We start from the raw sequence: 22,559 nt of genomic DNA on the forward strand, positions 1-22,559 counted from the left end.
TCAAAACTGATGAAAAATATTTTATATAGCACTTGTTTAGTAATGATGCTGGTGATGAGCAGCTCTTGCAACAAATGGCTCGATCTTCAACCCCGAGATGGGATTACCAGACAGGAATTCTGGAAAACAAAAGAAGACGTTTTAGCGGCAGTTTCTGGTTGTTACACCTCTTTACTGGCACCTCCTCCGGGTGTTGGTGATAAATCTTTGTTGGAATACATGTTTATGTACGGTGAGCTTAGGGCCGATATGATTGCTGGTGGGCCTAGTATTACAACGGAAGAAACGGATATTATTAATGTAAATATTACCCAGGATAATACAACAGCAAGATGGGCAGCATTTTACCGTACCATTAACTATTGTAATACGGTACTAGATTTTGCACCTGGCGTTAAAGCTACCGATCCTACTTTTACCGATGAGGCATTGAACGGTTACGTGGCAGAGGCCCTTACGTTAAGAAGCCTCATGTATTTTTACCTGTTGCGTACTTTTAGAGATGTACCACTAAAATTAACCGCCACCGTAAAAGATACCGATTTACAGGATCTCCCGAAAACCAAACAGGCCGATATTTTAAAACAGATTGTAGCCGACTTAAAAAAAGCAGAACAGGGAGCGGTTACCACTTATGGTAGTACCAGGTTTGATAAGGCTAGGGTAACCAAATTTACCGTAAATGCTTTGTTAGCTGATGTGTACCTGTGGATGGAAGATTACCCGAACTGTATTGCAGAGTGCAATAAAATCATCAGTTCGCAAAGATTTGCCCTGGTTGGTGCTGCCGGCTGGTACAATAATGTGTTTTTTAAAGGTTCATCCATCGAAACTATATTTGAATTTGACCAATCGATAGAAAATCCGTTTTTTACTTTATTGGTAACTCCCAGACGGCGTTTTATCGGTTCTCCGTTTTTGAGTACCGAAATCTTTATTCCAGATGATGTTGATCCGGATAATAATTATGATATCAGACCGGGCTCTTATTATAATTCGGCTTTTACCATTCAAAAATATGGTTTAGAAAACCCTTCTTACGTAAAATGGCAGGCATACCGTTATTCCGATATCATGATGATTAAAGCCGAAGCTTTGGCCTTAACAGGAGGCGGTGTAGAAGCTTTGGCATTGGTTGATGAACTGCGATCAAGACGTAATGCTGTAAATGCTACGAAAGTTACTGTAGATCCTTCAGAAACTGAAGCTTTGTGCGATTATATTTTGGCTGAGCGTGCCAGAGAATTTGCTTTTGAAGGCAAAAGATGGTTCGATCTTTTACGCCATGCCAAACGTAACAACTATAGCCGCATTGATATTTTGTTAGATCTTGCTGCCAAAACAGTATCACCTACACTTCAACAATCGGCCATTACAAAATTTAGAGATCCCAATAGCCATTACTTGCCGATTTATCAGAGTGAGTTGTTTACAGATCCTAATCTGGTACAAAATCCATTTTACACTAAATAGAATAAGTGATATGAAAGTGAAATTAGACATCCGAAACATTACCTATTTGGTTATACTCAGCGCATTTATAATTTTCGTGCTTAATGCCTGTAAAAGAGAAAGTTTAACATTAAGTACTACTGATGATGTTAACATTACCGGGTTTTTGGAGAAAAATCCCGATAAATTTTCTTTGTTTACCCAAATCTTAGAAAGATCGGGTACAAAAGGTTATTTGGCAGCTTATGGTAAATACACCATATTTACGCCTGATAATAATGCCGTTAACGATTGGTTGAAAAGTTTAAATAAAACAGCAATCGATCAATTATCAGCTACAGAACTGAAAGACGTTGTTCGTTTCCACGTTTTGCCTGATACCGTTGCTACAGGCAAATTTACCGACGGGAAGTTAACCCAGATCACCCTCTATGGTCAGTATCTGCAAACAGGTGTTACGTTTAAAGATGGTGTAAGTAGTTTTATCATCAATAAACAGGCATTGATTACACAATCTAATGTTCGCGTAGGCAATGGAATTATCCATGTTATCGATCATGTATTAATCCCTTCAACTAAAACACTGGCTTCCACCATCGAAAGCAATAACAGATATGGTATTTTTACCCAGGCTTTAAAAGAAACAGGTTTTTACGACTCGTTAAACTATGTACAATCGGCAATTCCTGATACTACACGTCGTTTTCAGACGGTAATTCTCGAATCCGATTCGGCATTGCAAGCTGCGGGTTTTAACAATTATGCTGCTTTAAAAGCCAAACTTTCAAAAACAGGCAATCCGAAAAGCCATACCGATAGTTTGTGGATGTATGTAGCTTACCATATTTCAACCGGAGCAAGTTATACACCTGATATTGTTTCTTCACCTTCATTGACAACGTTGGTGCCAAGCGAAATTATAACCACCAAATTAGTGGGAACGAAAATCTTATTAAATGATGATGAATTTAATGGGGTGATAGAACCAGGTGTAGAAGTAAACAGAACTTTTAGCAATGTTACTACTTCGAATGGGGTTTTACACGAATCGAAAGGTTTTTACAAAATTAAACCGAGGGTTCCTACTGGTGTTTTCTTCGATATAGGCGATCAGCCAGAGTTGAAATTATTAGCTGCCTGGCGGGCACCCGGACAAAGCATTCCGCTTTTACAAAATGGAAAGTTAATTACTGCAGGTATTAGACTTGATGCTTACCGGTCAAACACAATAGGCCCTGTATATGCTGTTTCTTCAACACCAATCGGTGCATCTGATGGTAGGAGTTATGCCAATAGAGATGTAATTCAATTTAACCCAACCACCAGTAATACCGCACGTTCTATCTGGATGGAAATCAGAACCCCTATGCTGGTAAAAGGTAAATACAAAGTTTGGATCTGTTATACCTACAATGGCTCCGGGCCGCTTACACAGGTTGGGGTAGATGTAGGAACAACACAAGAACAATTATTGCCAAACTTAGTCGATTTCGCCCAAACATTAGTTAGTTCTGGTGTACCTACCGCCAATGCTGCTTTGGCCTCTGCAGATGGATTAATGTTAACCAACGGTTTTAAACGCTATATGGCTACAACGGCTGATGTAAGTAGCGGTGTAAATGGTTTACAGCCCATCTCACAGAATAATTTATGGTCGGTTATGGTTGGTAAATTGGCCGGTGTAGTAGATATTAAAACAACAGATAAACATTGGGTTAGGTTTACTACACTGCGTGGTAATGGAACCGGAGTTATGAATATGGATATGATTCACTTTATCCCGATTGATGATGATCAGAACTATCCAAGATTTAGTCCGTCGGGCCTTATTTATAAACGACCATAACTAATTGAGCCATTGAACTAATAATAAAAATAATGACTAGAAAATATATAATATATGTTGCCCTGCTCAGTATCTGCACAGTTTTGTATTCCTGTAAAGATAACCTGGAATTGCATAACGAGCTTACCAATGTAGATAACAGTTTAGATCTTGCTCAAAAGCTCGATGCTCAGGCTAACCTAAGTGTTTTTAACGGTTATGTTAAAACTACGGGTTATGATAAGGTGCTTGCAAGTGCACAAAATTATACGGTTTGGGCACCAACCAACCAGGCTTTAGCCAATTTAGATATGGCAATTATTTCTGATCCTGCAAAATTGAAAGATTTTGTAGCCAACCATATTGCGCTATCTACTTATCCGCTAAACAAAGAAGGCGATACCACAAGGTTAAAACTGCTTAACAATAAGTTTGGTGTTTTTACCAGCACAAAATTTGAAGAAGGCACTGTTTCGGGCGCTGGCCAGTTTGTAAAAAATGGGGTGTTATATGCCGTAGATCAAGCTGTTCCAACCAAACAGAATATTTGGGATTATATGCTAACCAGTACCGATGGTACTTTGCAAAAAACTATATCAATAATCTATCGGTTACCGTTATCGATACTGCAAACGCCACTATTATTGGTTATAACAATTTAGGTAATCCCATTTTTGCACCTAACCCGCCAATGATATCCAGAAACACTTATTGGGTAAATGTAGCCGATCTAAGAGATGAAAGTCAACAATATACTTATTTTATACTACAGGATGCCGCCTTTACAGCCGAATCATCAAAACTTTCAACCTATTATCCAAGTATAAATCCGAATTTAAATGCTTCGTTCTTTCTGGTTAAAGATTTAACCATAAAAGGAGTTTATCCGATTGAAAAGTTGCCAGATACACTTATCTCTTTAAAAGGGGTAAAAGTGCCAATCAATAAAGCCAATATTATCCGTTCCTATCGTGCCAGTAATGGGATGGTGCATGTGGTAAATGCATTGCCTTTCCGTTTAAAAGATAAAGTGCCAGAATTTAAAATAGAAGGTGAAAAACCACAGTCTTTCAATGCTGCTCGAACGGTTTTATACCGTACCAAACTTGATAATTTAGGGAAAACCTTTAACGATATTGAGGTTTACGACCATAAGTATGCCGAATTTGGTGTGTTTTATTATAAAGCCAATCTACCGGTTGTAAAATACAAAGTATATGCAAGAGCTATTTCTGGTTTACCCGGCGACCCACAGGTAACGGCATTTACGCAGCGTTACTTCTTTTATAACCCTGCCACATTAAGTTATACTTTGTTTTATACCCATTTGGTAAACCCCTTAACCTATAACGAAGCCTACTTAGGCGAATATACGCCTTCAGACTTTGGCAATTTTCAAGTGAGGTTAACCGCTGCAAACAGTACGAGTGTAAATGTAAGTACACTCATATTGGATTATCTCCGCTTCGAACCAGTTTTACCTTAATTATGAATCTTGCTTTCAAAAAAATACTATGTATAATTTTACAACGATAAAAAAAGTTTGGGGCATATTGATTTGCTTACTGGTGTTTGGCTTAGCCGCACAGGCACAGGAAGTAGATTCGATGAAAACCGAAACGGATACCACTACCATAAAAGTAAAGGCCCGCGCAGTTAAGGGTGAAAAAATAAGGGGAGTTGTACTCGATGGAAATACCAATAAGCCTTTAGTGGGCATTAACATTACAGTTACAGGATTTAATGCCGCCATTACCGACGAAAAAGGAAGGTTTACAGTAGTGGTATCCGATTACAAGGCCAGTATTATTATTTCGGGCAATGGTTTCCAAACTAAGGTACTACCCGTTTACAAAGACAAAGAAATCAGAACTAAACTTTACCCGCTATCATTTACCTCGGTTTATAATGAGGTGGTTACGCCTATAGGTAATGTTTCCCAGGCACGGGCAATACCAGCCGTAAGTAATGTAAGTGTGCAGGGCAATTGGGCAAGTAACTCCGAAAGTGTAACGAGTTACATCCAAGGCAGGGCCGCAGGGGTTAAAGTTACCAGGCGTTCCGGAACACCTGGAGTAGGTGCCGATGTGCTCATCAGAGGATTTAATTCTTTGTACGCTACAAATCAACCTTTATATGTGGTTGATGGGATGATTTTCGATGCCAATAATTACGGTACTTCGCTCATTAAAGGTCATGTTAACAACCCGCTTCAATTTATCGATGTTCGGGATATTGAAAATATCAGTATCATTAAAGATGCAGCTTTGGCAGCAACTTATGGGGTAAAAGCGGCAAATGGAGTGGTATTAATTACCACCAACCGGGCGCACGATCTGGCCACCAATATCGATTTTTCTGGTTACGCAGGTTTCAATTTCAAACCTAAAAACTTACCGGTAATGGGAGCATCTGATTACAGGTTATATCTTTCTGACATCTTAAAAAGCCAGGGATTAAGCAATAGCGCTATTGCTTCAAAACCTTATATGAACGATAGTCCAACCAACCCCGATTATTTTAAATACCACAACGAAACCAATTGGCAGAATGAAGTATTAAAAAGCAGTTTCGATCAGAATTATTTTTTAAAGGTAACCGGTGGTGATAATATTGCGAAGTACGCACTTTCTGCCGCTTATGCCAGAGATAGGGGCGTAATTGATAGCACCGATAATTTAAAATACAGCACACGCTTTAACAGTGACTTAAACCTGACCAAAAAGCTGCAGGGAAGCACCAGTTTATCGTTTACCTATACCGAGCAGCGCTTAAAAGATCAGGGAATTGCGCCCGTAACCAATCCGCTGTTCTTAGCTTTGGTTAAATCGCCTTTTATGGCCAGGAATGAAATAAACTCAGCTGGGGCCGTTTCGCCAAATTTAGCCGATTATGATACCTTACAGGTGAGTAATCCAAGAGCCTTAATCGAGAAGGGGCAAAATTTGAAAAAGGCTTATCGGTTTTATGGTAACATCAACTTCGATTTTACTTTCAACAAAAACTTTAAACTATCTAACCTCAGCGGTGTAACCTACGATAAAACACAGGAAACACTTTTTATTCCAAGAAAAGGAGTAACCAACGATACACTTTCCAATTATGTAGGTGATAGCCGTTTAGGTACACAGGTAGGAAGATTTTTCAATGTGTTTAACGATCTGCGCTTAACTTACGATCAATCTTTTGGTTTATACAGCAAACTGCATGCAATTGTAGGTACACGTTATTCGCGGAGCGAAAGCGAGCAGGACTATGCTTTGGGTTTTAACTCGGCAACAGATGAGTTGATCAGTATTGGGAACAGTAATGCGGCTTTTAGAACATTTGGTGGCGATATAGGGAAATGGCGTACGCTAAACAATTACCTGTCTGCCAATTATAGTTATGCCGATAAATACCTTGCTAACTTCTCCATGGCTGTTGATGGCTCCTCGCGCTTTGGTGCAAAGACCGGTCAGGGTTTCTTAAACTTCGACAATGGTTTGAGAATCAATGGAAGCCGTTATGCCGTTTTACCTGCTATTGGTGCTGCCTGGATAATCTCTTCAGAGAAATTTATGCGCAATTTACACCGTGTTGACCTGTTGAAATTAAGAATGAGTTATGGTTTAGTTGGAAATGATGATGTAGGGAATTATACGGCAAGAAAATATTATACCACTCAAAATGTATTGGGTATTAGGGGTATAGTAACAGGTAATTTTGCCAATCCCAATCTGCAATGGGAAACCGTACGCAAGTTTAATACTGGTATTGATGGTTCCTTTTTTAGCGAACGCCTAAGCATCAGTTTAGATTATTGGAGAAACAGCACCAAAAATATGTTAAGCTATCAATTGCTAAGCGTTGTTACGGGTACTGCTTCTTTTATCAACAATAATGGTGGCATGCAGACAAATGGTTTAGATTTAGCCTTAAATGGCCGGATTCTAAATAAAAAAATAAAATGGGATGCAGGTTTAACCATCGGTACATCAACCAATAAAATTACCAGTTTACCTGATGGAAATTCAGTGATAACCAGTTATGCAGGCGGTGCTTATATCAGCCAGGTTGGTCAGTCGGCCAATCAGTTTTACGGTTATAAAACCAATGGTGTTTTTGCGACCAATGCAGAGGCCGCCGCCTCAGGCTTATCTAGCCGCAACAGTTCTGGAGCGCTGGTACCATTTACAGGAGGTGATGTTAGATTTATCGATAATAATGGCGACAAAATCATTGATGATGCCGACCGCACCGTTATTGGCAATCCTAACCCTAATTTATTTGGAAGTCTTAACAATACCTTCACTTACAAAAACTGGAGTTTAGATGCTTTAATCACTTTTGTTAGCGGTAACGATGTTTACAATTATACCAGGGCACAGCTTGAATCTGGAAGTACTTATTATAACCAAACACCAAATATTAGCAACAGGTGGAAAGGTGATGGACAAATTACATCAGTACCAAAGGCTGCTTATGGAGACCCGGTGGGGAATGCCCGTTTTTCTGACCGCTGGATAGAAGATGGCTCTTATTTACGTTTGAGAACCGTTAATGTAACCTATAACGTACCCTTAAAACTGAAGGCCATTAAGTACGCGAAAATTTATGCTACGGCTAATAACCTATTTACCGTAACCAATTATTTAGGCTATGATCCAGAATTTAGCAACTCAGGAAGTTTATTTAGCCAGGGTGTAGATACCACACTTGAACCGCAGTTCAGGTCATTTCAACTAGGCGTTAGAGTTGGTTTATAATTAAGAAAGATATACTCATGAAAATGAACATAAATAAAAAAATTGCATCCCTTTTACTGTTGGGTATTTTATCGGCAGGTTCGTGGTCTTGCAAAAAAATGCTTGACGTACCAACCGAAGATAAATTGGATAGTGTAAATGCTTTTAAAACAGTATCCGACGCAGATGCTGCGGTTATTGGTATTTACGGTCAATTTTTGGGCTTGGAAAAACTCTACATCCTGCAGAACGAATTGCGTGGCGATTTAATGGATGTTACCTCCAAATCAAGTACCGATTTGCAGGAACTATCATCGCATACTGAAACAAAAAACAATCAATATGTTGATCCAAGGCCATATTATCAGGTGATTGTGAATTGTAACGATGTGCTCAAGAACTTTAAAATGATGGTCGATGATCGCCGGATGAGTGTTGATGATTACAACAAACGCTACTCAGATATTGCCACATTAAGGAGCTGGATTTACCTGCATTTAGGTATTCAATATGGCAGCATACCTTATATTACCGATGCGATTGAAACAGTAGATGACTTAAAAAACCTGTCTAATTATCCGAAAACACCATTTGACCAGCTCTTGGATAAATTAATTGCCTTTAACGAGAGCCTGCCATATAAGGAAGCTTATGCATACCCAGCAGGAACATCCTTGCTGGTTACCATTGATGCTAACAGTACCCAAAAATTGTTTGCTTCTAAAGCCTTTCTGTTAGGCGATCTTTATTTGTGGAAGGGAAATTACATTAAAGCGGCAGAAAATTATGCCAAATTGATGAATGCTGAAAACAATAACGGAAATGATAACTTTAGATTTAATTTTTATAAAATCAATAACTCCGGAGATCCTGCTTATGCGAATTTAGCCATCTTATTTAGCAGAAGCGGACAAGATCCTACTAGTTTAATCAACAGTGTAGATGCTGGCTGGAGGGCTATCTTTGGTTTGCCAACAACTTCAAGCGCGTGGAGTTCGGAATGGTTTTGGGCTATGCCTTACAATACCGCATTTAAACCTGTAAATCCTATGATTGATTTATGTTCGCCGTTAAAAAGTTATCAGATTAAACCCTCGCAAGCTGTAAAAGATCTCTGGAACAGCCAAATTACCTATGGTGGTGTTCCATTCGATCCAAGAAGCAAATTATCATTCAATACTTCTGCAATGGGTGATGAAATTACCAAACTAACCGATAATGGCGGTAAATGGGGGATTTATAGAGCACCTTTATTACACCTTCGTTTTTCTGAAGCGGCTAATAGAGACGGACAGACCAAGTTGGGCTGGGCATTGTTAAACACGGGGATTAGGAATACTTATTACGTAGGTACCATTACTGCCGGAGCCCAAGCGCCTGTTTCGGTAGCGGAGTTAAATACTATGATTACACCTTATCCGCAAACTTCACCTTATTATTTCGATGCCAGAAAAAATAACGATGTTTCGGGTACCTGGTACCGTAACTGTGGCATTAGAGGTAGGGCAGTAGTAAATGCTATCGATGTAAGTTACCAAACGGATATGGTTGGTTTAGAAGGCAAGTTAATTGATGAAGCTGCATTAGAGCTTGCTTTTGAAGGTAATCGCTGGCCAGATTTAGTTCGTATTGCCCGCAGGCAGAATAACCCGGCCTTTCTTGCAGATCGCATTTATCAAAAATTGTTAAAAGCAGGCAATCCTAATGCCAGCCTTACCAGGCAAAAATTAATGGATCCGGCTAATTGGTATTTGCCATTTGATTGGAAATAGAAAAATATAATAAGCAGATAATCTGACTAGATCATCTGCTTATTATGTTTAAAAAGCTTCGAGACTCAAAATCTGCGCCTTGTACGCTGCCGGGAGAATCAAGTTTCTTAAAGGTTTGTTTATCTTCAGTTTCCTACTTAATTTGTATAAAGTAAGTATTGGTTTAATCGGTTTTCCTTCCCCCAGTTTAAGTAATTCATTTACTTTGAATGGAACGATGAGTGCCTGAATTTTTCGCATTAAAGAATATCGCAGAGAACCCAGGTGTTTTTTATACTGATCATAAAGATCATGAGAAAAGCAGCTATAAATTAAGTTTTCCTGCAGCTGTTGCTCATGCATCATTTGCCATGCCGCAAAATCGGTTGGGAGCCCGTTTATTTCCATGCGATGCCCAACTCGATAGAAAGTAGTAAATATTTCCTCTTTTTCTGTTAGCGTGAGTTTTCTTTCCAGCACTTCGAAGGCTCGGATAGAATAGTCAATCAGCATAAATAATACATCTCTATAGGCCCAATCTGGAATTTTAGCACTTCTTCCTGCTTCAACATGCTGATGGATCATGGTAATCTGATCTATCGCTGCATTGGCTTCAGCTAAAGTGGAAAATACGATTTTTTGCGCGTAGGCAACAGTAGAAAACAATCTTCCCAACGGATCTTTAGGCAGTTTGCCTGTAAAATACAACCAATCAACAGCTTTATTCAGGCTAAATTCTGCTGCGGCGCCGGCAAAAATAAAAAGAACAACATCTGTGTTGCCCCATATTTTCCTTACGATAGAATGTTTACCTACAAAGTTCATAATCCATAATGCTCTTCTAATATTTCAATTTTTTTGATGTTGATACGGCATAGTATCAGCGGGATAATGCCAATGATGCCAAAAGAACAGTCTATCATTTGCCAAAATATTGGAATGTGACGAATATTTCCGGCAATTAAGGCCAATGGAATAATCGCGATACAACAAATGATACCAAATTCGATTACCCATTTGTTTTTGATAGGATCTTTTAGTGGGCCGATAAAAAGTACGGCCAGCATGATGTGTGCAAAAGCTAACCAATCAGTGCCATAACTTAAAAATGGATAGTGCAGGTTTGTATTTTTAAGAGCCTGATAAACCGCTCCAAGCCAGATTTGAAGACTACGTGGTAAAATTGCACCGTATTTAATTAGATAAGCCATTTCTGTCTCTAATGGGAAAGCGGTTAATCCGCTTATGGCCAACCCTGTAATGATCGTATAGACATATATTTTTGAACGTACTCTTAATTTTAATTCTTCGGCGCCCATGTGTCTGTTAGTAAGGGAGTGGAATAGATGTATTTTTGTTTTGTAAAGTACTTTGTATTTCAAAGTAAAAGCTAAAAATTGAATATTCCAAAAAAAGTTAAAGATTTTCGACACAATGAATTTTTTATCTTCTGTATCCAGTTGGAAATAGAAGCTCAGTTCAGCTTAGATCTTGTAGAGTAGGGAGGCGATTTATTGCAAGTTTATACTGAGTAATAATATGCTTTTTAAAAAGCAAAAGCGCCAGCATCGCGCTGGAGCTCTTGTTATCATTAACTAAACTAAATTAACGCATTGCTTCTCGCAATTGTTTCATTCGTTAAACAAATATCTGTCACATTGACAATTAAAACGAAGATGGCTGATAAATACGGAAAATGTCCTGTTGGATAAGTTTTTGCGGAATTTAATTCTGCTGGTAGTTTTAATTATACTTACGATCGAAATTTTGTTCTTTTTTTTGTGCGCTGCTTAAGGGTTTAATGGAGCGTATTTTATATATTTGGATATTCATTATAAACTAAGCCTAGAAAAAAAATAAATAGACTAACCACTATAATGGAATTATACACCCCTGACCAAACTGACAGAGATATTTTAACACTATTACAAAAAGATGCAAGGCTAACCTATAAGGAATTGGCTGCTATGCTGCATTTGTCAAAATCGCCCATTCAGGAACGTGTAAAACGCTTAGAACGTTTAGGATTTATTTCTTCGGTAGTGGCATTAATTGATCCCAATAAATTCGAGAACTGTATGATCTGCTATTTGCAGGTTCAGCTTACCAACCATTCTGTTAATACCTTCAGGTTATTTCAGCAGGAAGTAAGCAAACTCGATGAGGTACTGGAATGTTACCATACTACCGGAGGCTTTGATTTTATGTTAAAAGTTGTTGCAAGAAATATGATTGCTTATAACGATTTTCTGATTAATAAATTCGGTCGTTTGGATAATATTGGTACTCTTAATAGTTCACTTGTAATTACGCAGGCTAAACGCGAAACCGCTTTGCCTGTATGACAAGATCATTAAGTTTATACGTCAAAAAAGCACCCCAATTTTAATCTGAAGTGCCTTTTTGATTTTTATAGCTTATATAACCACATTGATCTGTACATTAATATTACCACGGGTAGCTTTAGAATACGGACAGGTTTGGTGCGCGGCCTCAACCACTGTTTTTGCTTCTTCGTAAGTAAGTCCGGGTAAAACTACATTTAATCTTGCCTGAAGGCTAAAACCACTATCGGCCAAAGCCAGATCAACTTCTGCATCGATTGCAGCATCAGCAGGAAGTGCAATTTTAAGTTGAGGCGCATTATGTTTCATGGCACCAATAAAACATGCAGCCCAGCCTGCAGCAAATAATTGCTCAGGGTTGGTTCCTTTTCCTGTACTGCCAGGAGATGATAGTGCGGTGTCAAGCGCTCCATCACTACTTTTTGCGAAGCCCTCGCGGCCACCACTTACATGAACTTTTCCAGTATAAAGCACTTTGTTGATGACTACATTTAAAGTATTTGCGGATTCGATTACATTTTGATTTTTCATTTTTTTAAATTTTATTGTGAATATTTAAATTTTTAAGGCGAATAGTTTAGGCCATCATTGCCGCTTGGATAATGGCATCTGCAAATGCTTTAGGTGCTTCCTGAGGAAGATTATGGCCAATGCCAGCACTAAGATTGTAGTGTGCATATTTACCTTTAAACTTAGCTGCATAATCACTTGGATTACCATGTGGCGCGCCATTGGCATCGCCTTCTAGCGTAATGGTCGGAACTGTTATTGCTGGAAATGTGGCTAATATTTTTTCATATTTATCGTATTTCGCTTCCCCTTCTGCCAGCCCCAATCTCCACCTGTAATTATGGATTACAATAGCAACATGATCTGGATTATCCAGTTCAACTGCCGACTTTTCGAAAATGGCATCAGTGAATTTCCATTCTGGAGATGCGGTTTGCCAGATCAGTTTTGCAAAATCTTTTCGGTTAGCTTCATATCCTAAACGGCCGCGTTCAGTTGCAAAATAGAATTGATACCACCATGATAATTCTGCTTTAGGCAACAGTGGTTTTTGGTTTACTTCCTGGCTTCCAATAAGGTATCCGCTTACGGAAACCATTGCTTTACAGCGCTCAGGCCATAATGCTGCCATAATATTTGCCGTTCTTGCTCCCCAATCAAAACCGCCAATTACTGCTTTATCTATCTTTAAGGCATCCATTAAGGCAATAATATCTGCAGCAATGGCCGATTGTTGTCCATTTCTTGGCGTTTTTGGTGAAAGAAACTGTGTACTGCCATGGCCACGAAAGTGTGGAACAATTACCCGGTATCCTTCTGCAGAAAGCAAAGCTGCTACATCAGCATAACTATGAATTGTATAGGGCCATCCGTGTAACAGTATAATGGGCTTGCCATCTGCTGGGCCACTTTCTGCATAACCCATATTTAGCACGCCTGCATGAATCTGTTTTATCGTATCAAAAGATGTATTGCTGTGCGTTTTATTATTGTCGGTTTTGTTTTTGGTAGTTTCTTTGGCATTCAAAAGGTTTAACCCCCCAAGTTCTGCCACGGCCACGGTTAAAGCGGCTAGACTTAAAAAGCGTCGGCGGCTATAATTATTTTGATTTTCCATTTGTTAAAATTTGTTGATAATTAATGTTTTACTCCGTTAGGTATGTCAAAATTAATGCGGTTGGAAAGAGGAGATTAGCCTTTTCGGGATGAAATAGACAAATTAGGTTTTGATTTATACATTTTTAAGCCTGGGCAGGACTGTAATTGAATCCAAAGGGATGGTCATCATTTTGTGTCGGCTATCGTGTTGATACATTTTTATTGTTAACCTCTTATACGTTTTGCTAATTACTTTAACCAAACACAGATCTTACCGAAACAAAAAATACAATTCTTGTGCTGATTTAAATCTGTATTGTCTACTTAAGCGCCAAATCTGTCTGGTTCAAGCCTAAAATTGTTTAACTATAAGATTTGTGTGATTATTTTAGGTGAAAAAAGAAGAGATGCGTGTGGTGCAGCCATCATATTTAAAAAAATATTATTTTTGATTATCCCAACCTACCTAATTAGCCTGGCTAAAAACTGCTATGACCAAAAACCCTTTAAAGATTTCGCCTGCTATTATATGGGTAAGTTCTATTTTTCTTGGACTTTTATCTTCCGTTCCCCAAATAGCAGAGCATCATTTTAACGCTGCCGAAGCCGCTGTTAATGCAGGTATTACTTCAGTATTCGCATTGTTGATGTGGTATTTGAATATTTATATGCTGTCGCGAAAGAGCAGCAGGCCTAACAAACAAGGGATTTCCTACTCCAGGTTATTTAAAAGTCTTTTAATTGGTATTGGCGTTATGCTTTGCCTTGCATGGATTCAGCAATTGATCCTTTCGCACATTAATTTCGGTCCGGTGATGTTGATGGTTGAAGTAAGGGGAATATTGATCAATTTAATTTTTTATATGTTTCTCCATCTGTTACAGCAAAATTACGAAAATCAGCAGGTGAATATGGAATTAGAGAAGATCAAAAGTGATAGTTTGGGCGCTCAGTACGAATTGCTTAAACAGCAGGTTAATCCTCATTTCCTTTTTAACAGCCTCAATACACTAAAGGCTATGGTAGAAATCGGCGATGAAGAAGCTGTCGATTTTATCCTTAAGCTTTCTAATTTTTATCGATATACCCTCGAGAGCCGTAAATTAGACCTGATTCACGTTTCGGAAGAAATGGAAATACTCAATGCATATCTATTTTTACAACAAGCAAGATTTGATGGTGGTTTTAGTTTTACTTCTACTTTAAATGAAGAAATATTGCACACCTTAATTCCTCCCTTTACGCTGCAGCTGTTAATCGAAAACTGTATCAAACATAATGTAGTTTCGCTGGATAAACCTTTACACATCAGCTTGTATGCCGAAGATGGGCAAATTATTTTGGAAAACCCTATCCGTTTAAAAACAGCCAATAACAACTCGTTGGGAGTTGGACTAAAAAATATCACATTGCGCTATCAACATCTTCTCGAAAAGCCAATCGAAATTATTAACGATGGACAAATTTTTAAAATTAAACTCCCATTAATTCATGAACATCATCATCATTGAGGATGAGCTGAAAACAGCTAAATCACTCGAAAATATAATTTTGAGCCTGAGGCCCGATGTGAAAATACTAGGGCACTACCAGAGCATCGAAGGATCGGTAAAAGCGTTGTCAGAACAGTCACAGCCCGATTTGATATTTATGGATATTCAATTGGCAGATGGATTATGTTTTGAAATATTTAAACAGGTTAAAGTAAATAGTCCCATTGTGTTCTGCACAGCCTTCGATGAGTACTCATTAGAAGCTTTTAAGCGTAATGGAGTAGATTATGTGTTAAAACCATTTTCTAAAACAGATATTCAGGAGGCTTTTCAAAAGGTAGACGGTCTTCAGAATTTTTTTCAGCAAAAGGTAATCCCTGATTTAAGTAATTTATTGACAAAATTGAGCAGCCCAGCAGGAAAAGAGAGCTTTTTAGTCTTTAAAAACCAGAAATATACCACTGTTCAGACTGAGAATATTGCTTTCTTTTATATCAGGAATGATGCTTCAACCATTATGTGCTTCGATAAACAAGAGTTTGCATTAAGTCAATCTCTTGATCAGATTATGGCAATGGTATCGTCTAAACAGTTTTTTAGGGTTAACCGCCAATATTTAGTGAACTTTAAAGCCATTAAAGAAATAGAACATTATTTCTTAAGAAAATTGTTTGTTAAGCTGGTGATTGAAACTCCAGATAAATTGCTGATCAATAAAGAAAAAACACCTGCTTTTCTTTCCTGGATGGAAGATAGGTAAAGAAAAAACATGTTCATCAGCAATTAATAACAAGCTTGGCCAGAAACAGATATCCGTTTCTGGCCTTTTTTCTTTAGGACATACTCGTAGCTAATTTGTCTTACTTATCGGCTCCCTGTCTAACCCTTCCACCAATTTGTCTGGTTCGGCTATTTTCCATCCAATTTCAGGCATACTACCCGCTTATTTTTGATAAAAAAGAATAGAAATTATGAAAACACTTAAAAGAATAGCGATCGTAAATGCGGTCATTGTAGTAGTAATAGCACTTAGCGCATTTATTTGGGTAGGATCTGCACAAGAAAAAAAAGTAGAACAGCCCGTTGATGGAAAAGGCTTTGCCGTTTTGGAATTATTTACGTCTGAAGGATGTTCAAGCTGTCCGCCAGCGGAAGAACTGTTGACCAAAATAGAGAAAGAATCTAATGGGAAACCGGTGTATGTACTTGGATATCACGTCGATTATTTTGATAATTTAGGCTGGAAGGATGTTTTTGGGAGTCCGGAAAATACAAAAAGGCAAAAAAAATACAGTGCCTGGCTAAATGCACAGGTTTATACGCCTCAATTGGTTATTAACGGCGCTCAAGAATTTATAGGATCCAATGAAAGTGACGTAAGGAATGCCATTAACAAACAGCTTCTGAATACACAGCATAAAGCCAGTTTAGCCTTCAATACCAAGAGAGATGGAGAGGTATTGACAATAAATTATGAAGCCAAAGATACTCAGGCTAGCGACGATCTTCTTTTTGCATTGATACAAAAGAGCGGTAGCACCGATGTACAGCGTGGAGAAAATGCAGGACTTAAATTATCTCATATCCAAATTGTACGGAAAACCTTAACAATGTCTCTAAAGGATGCAAAATCTGGAACAGTAGTATTGAATATCCCTAGAGGCAGCGGTGCTGAAAAATGGGAGGTAATCGGAATGGTTCAGCACAAAACAACAGGCGCAATTTCGGCAGTAAATGCATCAACAACTTTTTAATCATACTTATCATCATGGAAAATCATCAAAATACCACAACCAACAGTTTATTAATTGGATTGGCAAGCTTAATGTCGACACTTTTTCTGGTTAGCCCTCCATTTGAAAAAAATCCACAGCAATGTGAAATGGTGCAAAGCATCGGAAAGAAAAAACAGAAAGAACTGGAGAATGAGCCAGTTGTATAACATAAATCCAGTCGCAAATTCATAAACAACGTTTATTAGTTAGGAGGTCGCCATATACTTGGCGACTTTTTTATTTAAAAATAATTCACGCTGTGCTTTAGCATCAAACAAAGAGTAGTAAAGCGCTCGAGACCTTGGAGGTTTAGCTTTTGTGTAGATTACCGATTCTGGGCCAGGTAAATTTCTCACTAATAAAAAAGGCGCTACTAGCGCCCTTTTTATATGAAAAACTGATTTAATTAGAATTTATTCAAACCTTAAATAGCAGTTAAATTTGAATATTTGATAGGATAAAGTTTTTGGAACATCACATAGGTTATTGTAACTATAGCAAAGGCTATAATGGCATCGGTAGTGGCTAGCGGACCGATCACAATGAGTTTTGAGCAGAATGCAAAAATGATATCAAAGAATATCCCTGCAAATACCCATTCTTTTAACCTTAACAATTTGTTGGGGATTAGTAGAACTGCGATTCCGGCTAATTTAGCAACCCCAAGTACATAAATAAAGTATGCAGGATATCCCAGTTGTAATGTAATGTCCCAAACAATAGGATTTTTTGTGAGTTCACAAACTCCGCTGGTGCCAAACCATAACGAAGTTAGTGAGGCGCCGATCCAATAAATAGTTTTTGTCGTTTTGAGTGTCATAATATTTTTTTTTAGTGTTACCCAAAAATGTTGCATAAACATTCCAAAAACCAGTTGAATGGATCTGAACCAGACAAATTAAATCCTGAATTAGACAATTGAATGATTTTTTTAAGCCATTGGTTTGAGATACGTTTTTAACTTAAAGAGCTTCTTAATAAAAATGTCCAGGTGAAGTCAGATATTTGTTACGGATAAAATCCTTCTGAATATTTACTTTAGTTCGATATTGGATATTCGTTTACTGTTTAAGTAATTATTTCCATCAATATTTTTAGAATTGAAATTAAATTAACATCATAAATTAATCAACTAATGTCGAATCGAAACAACGTAGCCGATACTACTGGAGCCTTAACAGATGCCGGGATAAGCCAGGATAAGAAAACATTTTTACAATCGCTCACCGAAGATTGGTGGGCAGTTATACTTGGGGCAATTATTATTGCCGCTGTACTTTACTTAACCAACAGCGGCACTGTAATCAGTTTACCTGCATTTAAATGGGCAAATAGTGAAGATCTTTTGGGTAAGGTATTATCAGCAGCTAACTTATTGTTGATTGTTGAAATGGGTGCAGTTTTTCTGACCTTAGCTTCAATAGCCATAGGTTTATCAGGAGGTAATGTTGCAAGGTTTGCTGGCGGTTTTGCTGTGATCTATTTTTTTGCTATCCTTTCCTTTATTATAGGGGGCAATAAAAGTGTATCCTATTTTGGGTTAGAATATGTGGTATTTGCATTACTTATTGGTATTGTATTGGGTAATTTAATCAGGTTGCCGGATTGGCTAAAAGAAGCGGTGCGGTCTGAGTTTTATATTAAAACAGGTTTGGTGATATTGGGTACCACTATATTATCCGCCGATTTAATTAAGGCAGGTTTACCCGGTATAATACAGGCGGTTATTGTAGTTACCGTAGTTTGGTTTTTTTCGATGTGGTTAAGTCGCAAGTTAAAAGTTGATGATGAATTTGGCGTAATATTGGCCTCAGCAGTATCTATTTGTGGCGTTTCTGCGGCTATTGTAGCTGCTGGAGCCATTAATGGCGATAAACGTAAATTATCTTACGTAACTACTTTAGTATTAATCATGGCTATCCCGATGATGATTATTTTGCCTTGGGCAGTGAAGTATTTTAATATACCAGAGGTGATTGGTGGAGCATGGCTAGGTGGTACTTTAGATACAACGGCAACAGTAACTGCTGCAGGCGATTTGGTTGGACCAATTGCCGTTAAAGCAGGGGTTATTGCCAAGTTTTCGCAAAATGTTTTTATTGGTGTTGCTGCTTTTTTTATTGCAATATGGTGGGCCTATAAAAAGCCTAAAGGTGAAGATGGAGTGCCCTTCAAAGCAGAGCGTCCGGGATTGAAAATTGTGTGGGAGCGATTCCCGAAATTTGTATTGGGTTTTGTTGCAGCATCTTTGGTTTTTTCTTTTCTGTTATCGGCCACAACTGCTAAAAGTGTTGGGCCAACCTTAAACGGCTTACGCACAGTATGGTTCGCAATCGCATTTATTTCGATTGGTATGGAAGCTAAATTTTCATCGCTGGTAAAACTTCAGGGCGGAAAACCTGCATTTACATTTGTTACTGCACAAATATTCAACATATTCTGGACACTCTTGTGGTCGTATATTTTATTTGGCGGGTATCTACTCCCTGTGCCTGATTTTAAATAGGCGAGGAGCTAAATTGTCAACGAACTGGATTTAAAAACTGCACCATGGTCTAAGTTATTTTGGTATTCGATTGTGATATGCGCTTCTGTTTATTCAATTTCCTCCAATCGTTTATTCTGTTAAAACAAAATTTAATGGTCAGATTATATTATCTTTAATAAAAATTCTCAAATGCTCATCAGTTAGTTATCCGGTTAGTTAGGAGAATCCTGAGATCTAATTTTTTTTAACCAAATCATTTTAATAATATGAGAACTACGAAACTTAGCTATTCAGCTTTTTTTATTTGCCTGATTTATATTGGTTTTTGTGGTTTTATTTCTGATAAAGAAGAATATCCGCGTTTAGGTATTGTATCTGGTTTAACACAGGACAGTTTAGCGTATGCCGCAGGTTTTAAAATGATAGGCGAATCGGTTCCGAAGATACTGTCACCCGCATTAACAGATGATCAGTTTAATGCCAATTTGAAAAAGATTAAAGCCGCAAAATGTAAAGTGTTAACCTGTAATCTTTTTTATCCGGCGAGCATAAAAATAGCTGGACCTGAGGTAGATGAGGCAAAGGTTTTAACTTATACCGAAACTGTTCTTTCAAGAGCCGAACAGGCAGGGGTTAAGTTTATTGTGTTGGGCAGCTCGGGTGCGAGGAGCATTCCTACAGATTATGATATCGTTAAGGCAAAAACTGATTTTGTTAGTTTATGCAAAAAACTAGCACAAATTGCCGGGAAATATAAGGTTACAATTTTGTTAGAAAACCTCGAAACTACCGAAACAAACTTTATTACTTCGCTAAAGTCGGCAGCAGATATTGTAAGGAAGGTTGATCATCTAAATTTCAGACTTAATGCCGATATATTTCATATGATGCGTGAAGGAGAATCTCCAAGTGAAATTATTGAAGCTGGTACATTGATTGGATTTTCGGAGGTTGCTGAAAAACAAAACAGGTCATTACCAGGCGTTATGGGCGATGATTTTAAACCTTATTTAAAAGCTTTGCACAAAATAAATTATAGGGGTTTCATCTTTATAGAAGGAAGCATCAAAAATGCGGCTACCGAGATGCCATTGGCTTTCAAATATCTTTCGGCTCAGATTGCAGAAGTGTATTCAGAAAAAAAAGTGGATTGATTCAGTGCCAACCTCTTCTGAAAAAAAAAGCTGTTATTTAGCTAATGATACCAATGATTGGGTGCTTGACTTTTCTGCAGCTTTATCCACATTTGGTAAACGCATTTTTGCAACATTGGTCTCAACAGTTAAAGATGGGTTTTCATTTTTAGCCAGTGCAGCTATATCTCTCACCGTACTCGATAACATTTTGAGCGTAAGCATAAACTGACGGTCGATATTCCTGATTTTTTGAAAATCAGCGTTTGGACTAACGTATTCTATATTTGAACGCTCACTTTGGTTGAATTGGATACTATCTAAAAGAACCAGTTTATCTGTAATTTGGTTTAATACTTTATCCGAAAGATTTAACCCCTGAATGCCTATCACCCTGTTGTTTTTTACATAATAATCTAAGCCATTAAAACTAATAAGGGTTAAGTTATTTCTATTGATGATGTACTCTGCCTTTGGAAGGTTATCTTTTAAATGGGTTTTATTAAATGCATTGCGCTGAGCGGCTAGTCGCTCAATCATATCGTTTCCATTCAGTTTGTCTATATGCTCGAAAATATCAGCTTGTTTTGTTTGCTTGTTTTGAGCAAGAACACAAATAGATAAGCAAGAAAATGAGGTGATTAAAAGAAATACTAAGACAATTGATTTGGCACTTTTCATGTGACAAAGATACAGCTGTTTTTGTTGAAATTAAATTTTTTGTAGGTTTAATATTACGTTTTTTGAGCATTTTTGTAATTTACTTGATGATAAAAATCAATTTTTTCTTTAACAGTTATTTAATGTTTAAAAAATATACAAATTGTGTCGCTTTGTATTTTGAAATTTTATGGAGCCTAACTAGTAATTAAGCTTTTAACTTTGAGTTTTTTGTGCTTTAGAAATAGTTCAATACTTTTGATTCTGCGATATCTGGTATCGCCCCATTAGTGATGATCGAGCTCGACTTTTTCTTTAATCTGCCTAATCGCGATATCATGCATTTTCAGCTTATCCAGCTTTCGAGAGAGGAGCCATGGACCGTGTTCTACTGTGATCATGTACTGGCAGGGATAATAAAAGAAGGGAAGGAATGGAAGCAATTATCAGGCGAGGTTTTACCTGAAGAACTATTACAAAATATAGGATTGTTTATTGATCGGCAGCAGTATCGAAAATTGCCGGATGAACTTAAATGGAGATGGCCAAAGCTCATAGAAGAAATTATTGTGAATTCAGATTCTGAATATATGGTGATCTGCAAACCTTTTGTAAATTTCAGATCATTTGAAAAAATGTTTGAAAAATTTGTACCAGCCATGATAAAAGATGAGTGGGCAATCAATTTTAAAGTGTATAGTCATGATTTTGAAGAGGACTTTTTAAAGCAACTTAGCCGCAAGGATGAAAAATCCGGTTATCAACCTATTCAGAAATGGTAATCTTTATCAGGATTAAAGATTTTACCTCATGTTAAATACCAGGTATTTAACGCAATCTTAATATTGGGTTTATATGATGTCTATATTTTTGCGGTGTAAATATTTGGTTAGTATTATACACGTTTAGTTAGTTGATAAGGAGAGGCCCCAATGGATATTGTGGCCTTTTTGATTTTAATACTTCGCTATCTGAATCGTACACGAGTACTAAATGTTATTGCTATAGTTATTGAGTTTGAATTGGGGTGCTATTGTGGTGTTAATTCTATCGTGCTAACAACATGTATTTTTGTTGCGGCGAGTCCCTTTGCCGTAAGCTCAATTTCAAATGAAATTTTATCATTGAGCCTAATTTCTTCCTGATGATCCATTAAAAAGAATTGAATTTTCTGCTCATTTTCATCTTTAATAATACCATGTACACCATTTTGATCTACATAACATATTGTACCCTTTCTCATTTCTAATCTGTTTAGTAAAGATTTGCACTTAATCCATAAACGAATTATCTAAATGCTAG

General features: G+C 37.6%; 21 protein-coding genes. 14 read left to right on the forward strand and 7 right to left on the reverse strand.

Annotated features, from left to right (window positions below; translation table 11 throughout):
• The first annotated feature begins 9 nt into the window (after window positions 1–9).
• The 6 genes from H9N25_RS05830 to H9N25_RS05855 are packed head-to-tail and all read left to right on the forward strand — an operon-like array spanning window position 10 to window position 9,776.
• Window positions 10–1,473 carry a RagB/SusD family nutrient uptake outer membrane protein gene (locus H9N25_RS05830; protein ID WP_190328252.1) on the forward strand — a complete coding sequence of 488 codons (1,464 nt, stop codon included), beginning with the start codon at window positions 10–12 and terminating at the stop codon, window positions 1,471–1,473.
• Between the two features lie 10 nt (window positions 1,474–1,483).
• Window positions 1,484–3,298, forward strand: a complete 1,815-nt coding sequence (locus H9N25_RS05835) for a fasciclin domain-containing protein (protein ID WP_190328253.1) — start codon at window positions 1,484–1,486, stop codon at window positions 3,296–3,298.
• Window positions 3,299–3,330: 32 nt separating this feature from the next.
• The gene (locus H9N25_RS05840; RefSeq protein WP_190328254.1) at window positions 3,331–3,939 is read left to right on the forward strand and encodes a fasciclin domain-containing protein; all 609 of its coding nucleotides are present in this window, start codon (window positions 3,331–3,333) and stop codon (window positions 3,937–3,939) included.
• Window positions 3,825–4,763: a fasciclin domain-containing protein gene (locus H9N25_RS05845; protein WP_190328255.1), complete on the forward strand. Its 939-nt coding sequence runs from the start codon at window positions 3,825–3,827 to the stop codon at window positions 4,761–4,763. The genes H9N25_RS05840 and H9N25_RS05845 overlap by 115 nt, the downstream gene beginning before the upstream one ends.
• Before the next feature lie 28 nt (window positions 4,764–4,791).
• Complete coding sequence (locus H9N25_RS05850) at window positions 4,792–8,025, forward strand: SusC/RagA family TonB-linked outer membrane protein (RefSeq protein WP_190328256.1); 3,234 nt, start codon at window positions 4,792–4,794, stop codon at window positions 8,023–8,025.
• 23 nt (window positions 8,026–8,048) lie between these two features.
• Complete coding sequence (locus H9N25_RS05855) at window positions 8,049–9,776, forward strand: RagB/SusD family nutrient uptake outer membrane protein (RefSeq protein ID WP_190328257.1); 1,728 nt, start codon at window positions 8,049–8,051, stop codon at window positions 9,774–9,776.
• Window positions 9,777–9,824: 48 nt separating this feature from the next.
• Here H9N25_RS05855 and H9N25_RS05860 read toward each other — a convergent pair whose 3' ends face one another.
• Together H9N25_RS05860 and H9N25_RS05865 are read right to left on the reverse strand one after the other, a co-directional pair.
• Window positions 9,825–10,580, reverse strand: a complete 756-nt coding sequence (locus H9N25_RS05860; protein ID WP_223833610.1) for an oxygenase MpaB family protein — start codon at window positions 10,578–10,580, stop codon at window positions 9,825–9,827.
• The gene (locus H9N25_RS05865; protein ID WP_190328258.1) at window positions 10,577–11,074 is read right to left on the reverse strand and encodes a hypothetical protein; all 498 of its coding nucleotides are present in this window, start codon (window positions 11,072–11,074) and stop codon (window positions 10,577–10,579) included. Before H9N25_RS05865 ends, H9N25_RS05860 begins: the two co-directional genes overlap by 4 nt.
• 558 nt (window positions 11,075–11,632) lie before the next feature.
• Between H9N25_RS05865 and H9N25_RS05870 the strand changes: the two genes are divergently transcribed.
• A complete protein-coding gene (locus tag H9N25_RS05870; protein WP_190328259.1) occupies window positions 11,633–12,100 on the forward strand; it encodes an Lrp/AsnC family transcriptional regulator in 468 nt (155 codons plus the stop codon).
• A gap of 72 nt (window positions 12,101–12,172) precedes the next feature.
• Here H9N25_RS05870 and H9N25_RS05875 read toward each other — a convergent pair whose 3' ends face one another.
• Complete coding sequence (locus H9N25_RS05875; protein WP_190328260.1) at window positions 12,173–12,631, reverse strand: organic hydroperoxide resistance protein; 459 nt, start codon at window positions 12,629–12,631, stop codon at window positions 12,173–12,175.
• A gap of 46 nt (window positions 12,632–12,677) precedes the next feature.
• Window positions 12,678–13,727: an alpha/beta fold hydrolase gene (locus H9N25_RS05880; RefSeq protein ID WP_190328261.1), complete on the reverse strand. Its 1,050-nt coding sequence runs from the start codon at window positions 13,725–13,727 to the stop codon at window positions 12,678–12,680.
• A 472-nt stretch (window positions 13,728–14,199) separates the two neighbouring features.
• Between H9N25_RS05880 and H9N25_RS05885 the strand changes: the two genes are divergently transcribed.
• From H9N25_RS05885 to H9N25_RS05900, 4 genes are all read left to right on the forward strand, one after another.
• Entirely contained in the window at window positions 14,200–15,219 is a 1,020-nt protein-coding gene (locus tag H9N25_RS05885) for a sensor histidine kinase (RefSeq protein WP_169502112.1), read from the forward strand.
• A complete protein-coding gene (locus tag H9N25_RS05890; RefSeq protein ID WP_190328262.1) occupies window positions 15,200–15,961 on the forward strand; it encodes a LytR/AlgR family response regulator transcription factor in 762 nt (253 codons plus the stop codon). Before H9N25_RS05885 ends, H9N25_RS05890 begins: the two co-directional genes overlap by 20 nt.
• Window positions 15,962–16,172: 211 nt before the next feature.
• The gene (locus tag H9N25_RS05895) at window positions 16,173–16,955 is read left to right on the forward strand and encodes a DUF1223 domain-containing protein (protein WP_190328263.1); all 783 of its coding nucleotides are present in this window, start codon (window positions 16,173–16,175) and stop codon (window positions 16,953–16,955) included.
• A 14-nt stretch (window positions 16,956–16,969) separates the two neighbouring features.
• Entirely contained in the window at window positions 16,970–17,143 is a 174-nt protein-coding gene (locus tag H9N25_RS05900; protein WP_169502115.1) for a Rossmann-fold NAD(P)-binding domain-containing protein, read from the forward strand.
• A gap of 257 nt (window positions 17,144–17,400) precedes the next feature.
• Here the strand turns inward: H9N25_RS05900 and H9N25_RS05905 are convergent, their stop codons facing one another.
• Window positions 17,401–17,796: a DoxX family protein gene (locus H9N25_RS05905; protein WP_169502116.1), complete on the reverse strand. Its 396-nt coding sequence runs from the start codon at window positions 17,794–17,796 to the stop codon at window positions 17,401–17,403.
• 315 nt (window positions 17,797–18,111) lie between these two features.
• Between H9N25_RS05905 and H9N25_RS05910 the strand changes: the two genes are divergently transcribed.
• Window positions 18,112–19,482, forward strand: coding sequence for a YeiH family protein (locus H9N25_RS05910; RefSeq protein ID WP_190328264.1), 1,371 nt, complete (start codon window positions 18,112–18,114; stop codon window positions 19,480–19,482).
• 248 nt (window positions 19,483–19,730) lie between these two features.
• A complete protein-coding gene (locus tag H9N25_RS05915) occupies window positions 19,731–20,618 on the forward strand; it encodes a sugar phosphate isomerase/epimerase family protein (RefSeq protein WP_190328265.1) in 888 nt (295 codons plus the stop codon).
• Window positions 20,619–20,651: 33 nt separating this feature from the next.
• On the opposite strand, the gene H9N25_RS05920 is transcribed toward H9N25_RS05915, so the two are convergent.
• The gene (locus H9N25_RS05920) at window positions 20,652–21,278 is read right to left on the reverse strand and encodes a hypothetical protein (RefSeq protein ID WP_190328266.1); all 627 of its coding nucleotides are present in this window, start codon (window positions 21,276–21,278) and stop codon (window positions 20,652–20,654) included.
• A gap of 317 nt (window positions 21,279–21,595) precedes the next feature.
• Here H9N25_RS05920 and H9N25_RS05925 point away from each other — a divergent pair, with 317 nt between their 5' ends.
• Window positions 21,596–22,039 (forward strand): hypothetical protein, encoded by a 444-nt coding sequence (locus H9N25_RS05925; protein ID WP_190328267.1) that lies wholly within the window; start codon window positions 21,596–21,598, stop codon window positions 22,037–22,039.
• A gap of 248 nt (window positions 22,040–22,287) precedes the next feature.
• Here the strand turns inward: H9N25_RS05925 and H9N25_RS05930 are convergent, their stop codons facing one another.
• Window positions 22,288–22,500 (reverse strand): cold-shock protein, encoded by a 213-nt coding sequence (locus H9N25_RS05930; protein WP_169502121.1) that lies wholly within the window; start codon window positions 22,498–22,500, stop codon window positions 22,288–22,290.
• Window positions 22,501–22,559 lie beyond the last annotated feature (59 nt).

Origin of the sequence: Pedobacter riviphilus (assembly GCF_014692875.1) — a bacterium.
GTDB classification, from domain to species: domain Bacteria; phylum Bacteroidota; class Bacteroidia; order Sphingobacteriales; family Sphingobacteriaceae; genus Pedobacter; species Pedobacter riviphilus.